Annotated in this window: 10 protein-coding genes; 2 read left to right on the top strand and 8 right to left on the bottom strand. The window is 41.3% G+C overall.

Annotation, left to right across the window (positions count from 1 at the left end; genetic code table 11):
• Positions 1–220 precede the first annotated feature (220 nt).
• From N5O98_RS24080 to mnmE, 5 genes are all read right to left on the bottom strand, one after another.
• The gene (locus N5O98_RS24080; RefSeq protein WP_117959064.1) at positions 221–1,102 is read right to left on the bottom strand and encodes a mobilization protein; all 882 of its coding nucleotides are present in this window, start codon (positions 1,100–1,102) and stop codon (positions 221–223) included.
• Positions 1,103–1,268: 166 nt separating this feature from the next.
• Positions 1,269–1,628 carry a hypothetical protein gene (locus N5O98_RS24075; RefSeq protein WP_018668631.1) on the bottom strand — a complete coding sequence of 120 codons (360 nt, stop codon included), beginning with the start codon at positions 1,626–1,628 and terminating at the stop codon, positions 1,269–1,271.
• Positions 1,629–1,637: 9 nt separating this feature from the next.
• A complete protein-coding gene (locus N5O98_RS24070) occupies positions 1,638–2,744 on the bottom strand; it encodes a tyrosine-type recombinase/integrase (RefSeq protein ID WP_122334697.1) in 1,107 nt (368 codons plus the stop codon).
• An 84-nt stretch (positions 2,745–2,828) separates the two neighbouring features.
• Positions 2,829–3,728, bottom strand: coding sequence for a helix-turn-helix domain-containing protein (locus N5O98_RS24065; RefSeq protein WP_018668633.1), 900 nt, complete (start codon positions 3,726–3,728; stop codon positions 2,829–2,831).
• A gap of 247 nt (positions 3,729–3,975) precedes the next feature.
• The gene (gene mnmE / locus N5O98_RS24060) at positions 3,976–5,373 is read right to left on the bottom strand and encodes a tRNA uridine-5-carboxymethylaminomethyl(34) synthesis GTPase MnmE (protein WP_009040376.1); all 1,398 of its coding nucleotides are present in this window, start codon (positions 5,371–5,373) and stop codon (positions 3,976–3,978) included.
• Positions 5,374–5,507: 134 nt separating this feature from the next.
• Between mnmE and N5O98_RS24055 the strand changes: the two genes are divergently transcribed.
• Positions 5,508–7,415, top strand: a complete 1,908-nt coding sequence (locus N5O98_RS24055; RefSeq protein ID WP_004309766.1) for a PAS domain-containing hybrid sensor histidine kinase/response regulator — start codon at positions 5,508–5,510, stop codon at positions 7,413–7,415.
• An 82-nt stretch (positions 7,416–7,497) separates the two neighbouring features.
• Positions 7,498–8,157, top strand: coding sequence for an NAD(P)-dependent oxidoreductase (locus N5O98_RS24050; RefSeq protein WP_004302018.1), 660 nt, complete (start codon positions 7,498–7,500; stop codon positions 8,155–8,157).
• 117 nt (positions 8,158–8,274) lie between these two features.
• On the opposite strand, the gene N5O98_RS24045 is transcribed toward N5O98_RS24050, so the two are convergent.
• From N5O98_RS24045 to N5O98_RS24035, 3 genes are all read right to left on the bottom strand, one after another.
• Entirely contained in the window at positions 8,275–9,153 is an 879-nt protein-coding gene (locus tag N5O98_RS24045) for a nucleoside phosphorylase (protein WP_015532570.1), read from the bottom strand.
• 156 nt (positions 9,154–9,309) lie between these two features.
• The gene (floA, locus tag N5O98_RS24040) at positions 9,310–10,311 is read right to left on the bottom strand and encodes a flotillin-like protein FloA (protein ID WP_004304885.1); all 1,002 of its coding nucleotides are present in this window, start codon (positions 10,309–10,311) and stop codon (positions 9,310–9,312) included.
• Between the two features lie 22 nt (positions 10,312–10,333).
• The gene (locus N5O98_RS24035) at positions 10,334–10,804 is read right to left on the bottom strand and encodes an NfeD family protein (RefSeq protein ID WP_004309768.1); all 471 of its coding nucleotides are present in this window, start codon (positions 10,802–10,804) and stop codon (positions 10,334–10,336) included.
• Positions 10,805–10,815 lie beyond the last annotated feature (11 nt).

The raw sequence follows: 10,815 nt of genomic DNA, 5'->3' as shown, positions 1-10,815 counted from the left end.
ACAGTCTGATTCAGACTGCAAAAGTAATTTCAAATCGTTGCGCACCAAATACCATTACAACAAACTGAATTTCAACAATTTCAAAGAACGACTATGATTTTTTAGTGGACACTAATGATTTGTAATCACAAAAGAATATCTTTTGGATTTTATTAAAGGGAATGAGGTGCTGAGTGACAAACTATACACCTTCAGAGGATATTAGGGCAGTCGTTATTTGTTATAACGATTGTAGCTGAATTTTGCATGGTGATTCAGTATTAGACATTTTGCGCTCAATGGTAGATATTTCCGAATCACGGAGAGTATGAGTAAATATCCTCTTTATAAAAGTAGCGGTCTGTAGGCGTGGTTTTCCGAATGCTTTGCCTATATTCCAGCCAAAGTGCATGATGTCAATGGTTTTTAATTGAGCATCAACCTTTATTTGCTCAACTTTGGGTAGAGAATCTGAGAAGTAGTATTCCGTAATATATCTACATAGACGATTGAGGTCAGTTTCGCTAAGATAGAGAATCAGGTTCTGTTTCGTATATGTAAGAACCTTATCTAACTTTTCTTGTGATGCTCGTTCCTTTTCAGCTATTGCGTTAGCACGGAATATCTCGTATTCTGTTGGCTGGTTGGATTCTTCGGTAGATATATTGTTGATGGTAGAAGGTGTGGCTTCTTCTTTGGGAAGTTCTGCTACATCTTCATTGGATTCAGGACACGATGGAGTAGAAACTTCTTCTGTTGTGTCAGATGTAGTTTTGATTTCAATTTTGAGTTCAGGTTCTGAAACAATAGGTTCTGAAATTATGGTACTTTCGGTAAGTTCCGGGTGCGTTACTGGAGCTTCTACCACCACAACCTTATTGTGGTAGCACTCAAATCTCATAAAGCACTTCTCTATTGTTGGTGAAAGGAGTTGTCCGAATACCATTTGCAGATTGAGATAGATAGCTCCTATGACAAAGGAGCATACCACAAAAATGAGGTAGCTACTGAACTCGTCCCAACCATAGTGTAGTGCGGTCTGACGGGCTAAAACACCAATGATGACGATTGTTCCGAAAACAATCAGATTCAAAGTTATATGTTCTATCTTTTTCTGCTCCATAATGATATATGTTAATCGTTTGTGTGCAAATATATATCATTCTATGGATAGTAGATGCGTTTTTTTGAAAGTGACAGTGTGTTGCGTCGGTACCCTAGACAACCTATGCCACTTTTTAATGAATTGAAGCCCGAATTGGACTTTATATCTAATTCGGGCTTTCTGATTAGCAGTAGAACCTACCTCCTAAATGAACAAGGAAAGATACCTTGTTCTCTCGTGAGGATTGAACATTGTGTGTTAGCCATTTTCTGAATGCAGCGGAATGTCCTGTATCTATTTGATAGGATAGGGCTATAATCATATTGAGATTATACACATCGGTACTACTCCCATTCTCTAATCTGATACATTGGCGTACTTCATACTCCTTTAAGATATTGGTTTTCAATATCGCTTTTGTGCGAGAGTTGATTGCTCCAGTTGTTGTATAGAACAAGTCGGCAATCTCCCAAGAGGTCATCCATACTTCGCCATCAGAAATCTGGATGACTGCTCCGTTGTTTGTTATGATTCCTCGTTTCATGGCTATAATTTATTTCAGTGAAATCTTATTGGCTGTCTCTCGTTTCTTTACATTTACTAAATCTGTATAGATTTGAGTTGTGGAAACGTTCTTGTGGGTTAGCATTTTTGAGACCGTGTAAATATCTGTACCTAAGGAGATTTGTATGACTGCGTAGCTATGTCGAAATCCATGGAAGGTTATCGGTTTCGTTATTCCTGCCTTTTTGAGCCAGTTCTTCAGCGGATAGTTAATCATGCTCCGTTTCAAACCCTTGAATACTTTACCTGTGTCGGGCGTACCGCATAGTTCGTAGGCTTCGTAGCTGATAGGGAGTGTCGCTTCCGTTTGGGTTTTCTGGGTTCTGATACGCAAGCAATAGCCTTGGTCGGGAGCAATAGCGAAATCTTCCCATTGAAGATTGAGAATATCGCTGATGCGTAAACCTGTCAGACAAGCAAATAAAGAGGCTGCTTTCAGAACAGGGATATCACAAGGTGTGGCGGCAAGTTGCTTCACCTCGTCTAATGTCAGATATTCTTTCTTCACATCTTGCGGTTCAATCTTATCAAGGTAGTCATTGATGTTTTCTCGAAGCCATTTGTCCCGATAGGCAATCTTCAACAACCCTCTGAAAGTGGAGTAGTAGCCGGATGCCGAATTGAGGGATATGGGGCGGTTGCTGTGTTTGAGTTGCTTGGCGTTCAATAGGTATTCACGGAACTTCTTGCACAAGTCCACATTTACTTCGCTGAAGGTACATTGCCCTTTAACGAAGTTGTAGAAATGCTGATAGACAAACGTCCATTTCTGATCTTTGCTTCGGCACATCTTTTTGAAATAGGCAAGGAAGTCGGCTTTCTGCTTGGTCTTATCCAAGAAACCGAATTCTTCATTGATAAGCGATTGCACTCTGATACAACGGATTGCCTCTGCCTTGTTCAGCATATCGTTGTTGAACTCCCTTTCCATTTCGTTTTTCGGGTGGGCATAGATGTAGATGCCGAGATATTCCCGACGACTCATCTGCATTGTCTCAGGGTTACGGACTGCCGGATAATAATCCAGATACAAGGAGATGCGATTATTTCGAATCGCTCTCTGACGAACTGTTACTTTTGTACACGTGTGTGTCATACTGTTTAATATTTAGAGTTTTACATTTGTTTGGTGCAAAGGAATATGGTGATTCAATGGTGGTAACATTCACCGATAAATAACTTATTCAATCTTTGGGGCTGCAAGTAGCTTATCCAATTCGGGTTTGGAAATAAGCGTGTATTTGCCTTTCTTGATCTTTGAGATATTATGATACTTCGCATAATGATAGAGTTGGTCACGGGTGAGATTGAACTTCTCCATTGCTTCGACTACCGTATAATATTGCGGTTCTTCGGGTGCTGCCACTCCTTTGGCAATATCGACATGCTTCTTGGAATAGTACACCATGATACCCTCTTTCTTCTTCGGAATGGCGTTCTTGGAAACGAAAGTGTAGATGGCTGATAAGGTCATACCGAATTTCTCCTGCATTTCTTGGGTACTATACCATTCGGTAATGTCGGGATTCGGGGCTTTCTTGGCAAAGTAAGCGTCCATGTGCTTCTTGCTCCAGTAGGTCTTGCCACGATTGAAAGTGCGAGGTATGTTGTTCTTTTTGGCTACCGCAAATATCCATGATTCGTTTACATGGTATTTCTCTTTTACTTCGGCTGTGGTGTAGAAGTCGGTAATAGGGGCTTTCTCTATGGGTACTCTCTTCTTATACTCCGCAGCATTTTCAAATAAAAGCTCAATGTCTTTCCTCCTGACTAATGTTTTTCCTTTGAATTGAACCGCTTTAATTACGTTATCTGCCATGTAGCGGTAAATGCTGGCTCGACTAATTCCTAAGAGTTTTGCGGCTTCGGGTGGCGTATAGAACTCTTTGTCTTCAACAGACGGTTCTTCTGCGTTCATTGAAAACTCTTTTTGATAAGAAGCTATACGCTCTTGCCTAATCCGTTCCTTGTAAGCTGCATTGTTGCACCTATGAGAACAATAGTTCGTAGTCGTTTTGTGGGCTATGAAAATCTGCCCACACCACTTACATTTTTTCTTGATTTCGATGTTACTGCTCATTCTTTTCTCCGTTTATTTCTCCATTTTTGTTTCAGTGCGTCTCACCACGTCTCACTGTGTCTCAAATCTACACTACCTTGTTGGCGAGAAACAAGGCTTCAACAAGCGAGCAACAAATACGGTACAAAAATGAGCTGAAAAAGCCCTATAAACGATAACCATCACTTATAAGGCCAAAAAGAAAGGCGTTCAAAATGAACGCCTTAATAATCATTGATGATATATGCTAATCGTTGGTAATCACCCCTTACTTCCCGATGCAAAAATGTTGAAAGATATTTTGAAGCACCATATCATTCGTAACCTCCCCCGCTATGTCCGAAATAAAGAAGATACACTCTCGTATGTCTTGCGAAAGAAAATCCCCGGAAATCTGCGAATCAAGTCCGTTTTGTACTCTATGAATAGCTTCCAAAGCTTTGTTTAAAGCTTCGTAATGTCTTACGTTTGTCACAATAATATCATTCTGTGTCACTGTAGGCAAGTGTGCGGCATCAATAAGCATTTTTTGTAGCTCACTTGTATTCTTCCGTTGTTTGGCCGAGATGAAAATAGATTCCGTAGATTCTTTGGGGAAGTCTTTTAATAAAGATAATACATTCTCTTTCTGTTTATCTTCAATCAAATCAGCCTTATTGAATACAACAATCAAATGTTTTCCTTCGCAACGTGGAATTATTTTCTCCGATAACTGTTCAATTTGAGAAGCGGCATTCACAGCATCTACCATCCAAAGAACAATCTCCGCCTGATCCAACTTCTGAAAAGTACGTTCAATACCCAAACTTTCAATCGTGTCATTGGTTTCCCGGATTCCGGCGGTATCAATGAACCGGAAAGTGATTCCTCCGATATTGACAGTATCTTCGATTACATCACGTGTTGTCCCGTGAATATCACTGACAATGGCTTTATCCTCATTCAATAATACATTCAGTAAAGTCGATTTTCCGGCATTTGTTTCACCGATGATAGCTACGGGAACACCATTCTTAATGGCGTTCCCGACACTAAATGAATGAGCCAACCGCGAAATGACCTGTTCAATTTCATCTGCCAGTTTCCTTAATGCCGAACGATCGGCAAATTCCACATCCTCTTCGCTGAAATCCAACTCCAATTCAATCATGGAAGTGAAATTCAACAACTTGTTGCGTAGATCTGTCAGCTCTTTACTGAATCCACCCCGCATCTGGCTCATTGCCAATCGGTGAGTGGCAGCAGATGAAGAAGCAATCAAGTCCGCCACAGCTTCTGCCTGACTTAAATCCATTTTTCCATTGAGGAAAGCACGTTGCGTATATTCTCCCGGCTGGGCCATGCGGCAACCGTTTTTAATAAGCAACTGCATTACCTGTTGAAGAATATAAGTGGAACCATGACACGTGATTTCCGTACTGTCTTCTCCCGTATACGAATGAGGAGCACGGAAAAGGCTGACGAGCACTTCATCAATCATCTCGTCTTCGTCATAAATACGCCCGAATGTCAAAGTATATGGTTTTTGTTCGCTCAATAATTTGCCAGCTTTGGCTGGCTTGAAGATGCTGCCGGTAATAGAAATAGCTTCCGGACCGGAAACGCGGATGCTTCCGATAGCACCGCCTTGAGCGGTAGCGATGGCACAGATAGTATCTTGAATCATTCTTTTTTCTTTTTGGATGAGCAAAGATAATTGTTTCTAAGTAAAAAACAGAAAATTGAGCACAACTTGTGCTTTATTTGTTTATATTTGCTGCCATGCAGTGGTACACCAAACAAAATAAAACAATAATGCTTATGGAACCAGCGATTAATTTATATTCTTCCAATGAAAAGAGTGAACTCATACGGGAGAACTCACAAGAAATACTTTCTGTCCTTGCAGCTCATCAAATAGCTTTGTGGGAATATGATATCATTACGGGCAAATGCTCCTTTTCAAACGATTATTTTTTTACACTGGGATTAAAGGATGCCGGGATCATTTTTGAAGATATAGATGATTTCTATCGGTTTATTCATCCGGAAGATATTGAATTCTATAAACAAGCCTTTGCAGAAATGCTTTCATCAGACTCTAAGACCTCACAAATTAGAGTTCGTTGTATAAGTGAACAAGGGAAAGTAATTTGGCTGGAAGATCATTTTCTGTCTTACAAAGAGAGTTGCGAAAGTCATCCGGGTAAACTGCTGGCATATACGGTGAACGTCACTTCACAATGCGAAAAGGAGCAACATATCAAATATCTGGAAGAGTATAATCGCAAAATAATTGAAGCATTGCCGGAATTCATTTTTATTTTTGATGATAATTTCTTTATTACCGATGTCCTGATGGCACCGGGAACGATATTGCTTCACCCTGTGGAAGTGCTACGCGGAGCAGATGGACGATCTATTTATTCACCGGAGGTTAGCGACTTGTTCATTTGTAACATTAGGGAATGTTTGCGTGATGGTAAGTTGAAGGAAATAGAATATCCGCTTGAAGTGGATGGAAGTCTGCATTATTTTCAGGCACGTATCGCCCCCTTTGAAGGAAACAGGGTACTTGCGTTGATACATGATATCGGAGACCGGATTCAGCGTTCGCAGGAATTGATCGAAGCTAAACGTCGTGCGGAAGATGCTGATAAAATGAAGTCGGTCTTTTTAGCTAATATGAGCCATGAAATTCGTACTCCGTTGAATGCTATTGTCGGTTTTTCGGAGATTATCGCAGTGACAGAAAGTGAAGAAGAGAAAATGGAGTATCTGGAAATTATTCAGAGAAATAGCAACCTGTTACTGCAGTTGATTAATGATATTTTAGACCTTTCCCGTATTGAATCCGGCAAATCGGAAATGCATTTCCAGCAGGTTGAGATCGCAGGACTAGTGGAAGAAGTGGAAAAAGTGCACCAGCTGAAGATGAAGTCGAATGTAGAATTGAAAGTGATTCGTCCCGAAGGAGAATACTGGACTTCTACTGATCGTAACCGTGTGATGCAGGTATTGTTCAATTTCTTGTCGAACGCAATTAAAAATACGGAAAAGGGAAGTATAACTTTAGGCTTGAAACATGAAGGCTCCTGGCTGAAACTGTATGTCAGCGATACGGGTTGCGGTATATCCAAAGAGAAACTCCCTCAAATTTTCACCCGGTTTGAGAAACTGAATGATTTTGTGCAAGGCACCGGATTAGGGCTTTCAATTTGTAAAAGCATTGTAGAACGACTGGGCGGCCGTATCGAGGTAACTTCAGAATTGGGGCAGGGGAGTACGTTTGCACTCTATTTGCCTTATCAGGAAGTACCGAAAGAAGTTGCTGAAAGAAGCCTCTCACATAAGAAGAACGTTGATGAGGATAAACGTAAAAAGATATTAGTGGTAGAAGACATTGAGTCGAACTTTGTCCAACTTAATATTCTTCTGAATAAGGAATATATTATTTCATGGGTACGCAACGGACAGGAAGCCATCAATAGTTTTATCCGCGAAAAGCCGGATTTGATTCTGATGGATATTCGTATGCCGATCATGGACGGTATTCAAGCCACTGAAAAGATCCGTACTATTTCTCTGACTGTGCCTATTATTGCAGTGACCGCGTATGCTTTCTATACTGAACAGCAACAGGCTATTCAGGCAGGATGCAACGCTGTTATCTCAAAGCCCTATTCTTTGGAAAGGTTGAAAGAGACAATAGAATCTTATATCGGATAATTAATTTTCTAAAAGAGAACTAACATTCTGAATGTTGTAGTGTTATTTATTATATAGTAGTAACATTATAATATATTAGAATATGGAGAAAGTGAAAAAGATAGTCCTTATCGGGGCAAGCGGCTTTGTGGGCTCTGCCCTTCTGAATGAAGCATTGAATCGTGGTTTCGAGGTTACGGCAGTGGTTCGTCATCCGGAAAAGATAAAGATAGAGAATGAAAATCTGAAAGTGGTGAAAGCCGATGTCTCCGCGCTTGATGAAGTGGCTGCCGTTTGTAAGGGTGCAGATGCTGTTATTAGTGCATTCAATCCGGGATGGAATAATCCTGATATATACGATGAAACAATCAAAGTTTATCTGACCATTATTGATGGAGTGAAGAAAGCGGGTGTTAATCGCTTTTTGATGGTAGGCGGTGCCGGTTCTTTGTTTATCGCTCCGGGCTTGCGTCTGATGGATTCCGGTGAAGTACCTGAAAATATATTGCCGGGAGTGAAAGCTCTAGGAGAGTTCTATCTGAACTTTTTAAAGAAAGAAAAGGAAATAGACTGGGTATTTTTCTCTCCGGCAGCGGATATGCGTCCGGGAGTACGTACAGGACGTTATCGGTTGGGAAAAGATGATATGATTGTAGATATTGTAGGAAACAGCCATATCTCTGTTGAAGATTATGCCGCCGCCATGATTGATGAACTGGAATATCCGAAACATCATCAGGAGAGATTTACAATTGGTTATTAATAAAAAAACAATGGCTTGAATCTACACATATTATCAGTGAAAGATTCAAGCCGTTATACATTCTTTTAATTGCAATTTTATTCTTTCGATTACAATTTAACTCTCCTGAATATAGATTTATATCCTGTCAAGTACTGTCTTAATTAGCGTATCGATTGTATTCTTATATCCGGTGTTGGCCTCTTTGATAAGTCGGTTGGCTATCACCATGCAGACGGTCATAGCCTTGTGTCCCATCAATCGGCTAAGTCCTGCCAAAGCTGAACTTTCCATTTCGAAGTTGGTAATTTTGTAACCTTTATATTCGAACGCTTCAATCTTATTATTTTGTTTCGGGTCTGCTAACGGGATACGAAGTTCACGTCCTTGAGGACCGAAGAAACCTCCGGCAGCGATTGTCACTCCACGTACCATGTCGTCTTTGGCGATCCGGTCAATCAATTCTTCATTGGCATCAATGACGTAAGGAGCAGGAGCGCACATATTTCCCGACCAACCCATGTGATTGAGGAAAGCACGTTCGAAAGGCAAATCGCATACGGCATTACGTCCGGCATAGAAATTCAGTAACCCGTCGAAACCGATGGACTTTTGTGAACAGACAAAAGTTCCGACAGGCGTATTGGGTTGCAGACCGCCACATGTGCCGATACGCACTAATTCCAGTTGGCGGAACTGATCCTTTTCTTCACGGGTGACAAAGTCGATATTGGCGAGTGCATCTAATTCATTCATTACGATGTCGATGTTATCGCAACCGATTCCTGTAGAGACTACCGTAATCCGTTTACCTTTGTAAGTACCCGTGATGGTTTTGAATTCGCGGCTTTCCACTTCACATTCTTTGTTTTCGAAATGAGAAGCTACGAGTGCTACACGTCCGGGGTCACCTACCAGGATTACTTTATCTGCCAACCATTCGGGTTTTACGTGAAGATGGAATACTGAACCGTCTTCATTGATTATCAATTCAGAGGATGGAAAGTACTTTTTCATGTCATTGAAAGGTTTTAGTTTTATAATAGGATTGTATCTATAAATAGAAACGCCGGAACCGGATTTAAGTTCAGAAGAAGTCTCTTTCTTTTTCCATAGGAAAGGGGAGAACGTCTTACGACTGAAATAAAATCGGATTCCGGCGTTTGTGAACGATTATTTGCTCAATGGCTGATTGCCAGCATTGCCTGTTGTCGGCTTGGCGATATTCTCACGCATGGAAGTATCAGCTTCGATATTCTTCATGCGATAATAATCCATGATGCCTAAGTTTCCACTGCGGAAAGCTTCAGCCATTGCTTTAGGAACTTCAGCTTCTGCTTCGATCACTTTGGCACGAGCTTCCTGTGCTTTTGCTTTCATTTCCTGTTCGGAAGCTACTGCCATAGCACGGCGCTCTTCAGCTTTTGCCTGTGCAATATTCTTATCTGCATTAGCCTGATCGATTTGCAGAGCCGCACCGATGTTCTTACCTATGTCGATGTCCGCAATATCAATAGACAGAATCTCGAAAGCAGTTCCTGCGTCCAGACCTTTACGAAGTACAAGTTTAGAGATAGAATCCGGATTCTCCAATACCGATTTATGGTTTTCAGAAGAACCGATAGACGAAACGATACCTTCACCTACACGGGCAAGGATCGTATCTTCACCTGCACCACCGACCAGCTGGCGGATATTGGCACGTACTGTAACACGAGCCTTAGCTATCAACTGGATACCGTCTTTCGCAACAGCCGTTACAGGAGGAGTATCAATCACTTTCGGGTTTACAGACATCTGTACAGCTTCGAATACGTCACGTCCTGCCAGGTCGATAGCAGTAGCCATCTGGAAAGGCAATTCGATGTTGGCTTTCGATGCCGATACTAAGGCGTGAACTACCTTTTCTACGTGTCCGCCAGCCAGATAATGGGCTTCCAGTTCGTCGCGGGTGATATTTTTCAGACCGGCTTTGTGGGCTTCGATCATTCCCGGAACGATGATATACGGCGGAACGTTACGTATACGCATTAAGAATAGTTGTATCAGCGAGATGTTAACTCCCGAAACTTTAGCCGACAACCAAAGGAAGAACGGCACGTAATGGAAAAATATTATCAAGAAGATAATACCTCCGGCTATCAGAAAGATAGGCAAGTAGAAAGATGATTCCATTGATGTTTTTATTAAGTGAATATTATTCTTTGTGTTTCTCAACCATGATTGTACCGTCGGTGATCCGGCTTACGATTATCGGAGTCTTCTCATTGAGGAACCCGTCTATTGACTTTACCTCTACAATTTTTCCGTTAATCTCGGCATAACCGATTTGTGCCAGGCGGGTAGTACTGATTCCTATATCACCCACTTTGACGCTATCTTCTGCGCTACGGTCTACTTTTGAATCGATATCTTTTTTCAACGCCAGTTTGTCCAGCATTTTCGATCGCATAAACCAAATCAGGGATCCGATACAGGCAACCGTTGATATGCCAAGAGTGACAAATCCTCCTGCCATACCTAAATTGGTGAATGCATAGTAGTTGGCATACAGGATGCAAACCAATGCAGAAATTCCGGCCAGACTAATGCCCGGGATGACGAACAGTTCTACCAGAAACAGTATGACTGCGGCAATAATGAGAACGGCGATAATGAGTATATCCATAGTTCAGAGTT

Source organism: Bacteroides sp. LFL-34 (assembly GCF_027257075.1).
Classification (GTDB): domain Bacteria; phylum Bacteroidota; class Bacteroidia; order Bacteroidales; family Bacteroidaceae; genus Bacteroides; species Bacteroides ovatus.
The sequence above is the reverse complement of the archived record's forward strand: the minus strand, read 5'-3'. Positions and strand labels throughout refer to the sequence as shown.

Bases quoted from the DNA above. Each gene is read 5' to 3' on its own strand.
- N5O98_RS24080 (WP_117959064.1), bottom strand. From the start codon at position 1,102: ATGGAGCAGAAAAAGATAGAACATATAACTTTGAATCTGATTGTTTTC.
- N5O98_RS24075 (WP_018668631.1), bottom strand. From the start codon at position 1,628: ATGAAACGAGGAATCATAACAAACAACGGAGCAGTCATCCAGATTTCT.
- N5O98_RS24070 (WP_122334697.1), bottom strand. From the start codon at position 2,744: ATGACACACACGTGTACAAAAGTAACAGTTCGTCAGAGAGCGATTCGA.
- N5O98_RS24065 (WP_018668633.1), bottom strand. From the start codon at position 3,728: ATGAGCAGTAACATCGAAATCAAGAAAAAATGTAAGTGGTGTGGGCAG.
- mnmE (WP_009040376.1), bottom strand. From the start codon at position 5,373: ATGATTCAAGATACTATCTGTGCCATCGCTACCGCTCAAGGCGGTGCT.
- N5O98_RS24055 (WP_004309766.1), top strand. From the start codon at position 5,508: ATGGAACCAGCGATTAATTTATATTCTTCCAATGAAAAGAGTGAACTC.
- N5O98_RS24050 (WP_004302018.1), top strand. From the start codon at position 7,498: ATGGAGAAAGTGAAAAAGATAGTCCTTATCGGGGCAAGCGGCTTTGTG.
- N5O98_RS24045 (WP_015532570.1), bottom strand. From the start codon at position 9,153: ATGAAAAAGTACTTTCCATCCTCTGAATTGATAATCAATGAAGACGGT.
- floA (WP_004304885.1), bottom strand. From the start codon at position 10,311: ATGGAATCATCTTTCTACTTGCCTATCTTTCTGATAGCCGGAGGTATT.
- N5O98_RS24035 (WP_004309768.1), bottom strand. From the start codon at position 10,804: ATGGATATACTCATTATCGCCGTTCTCATTATTGCCGCAGTCATACTG.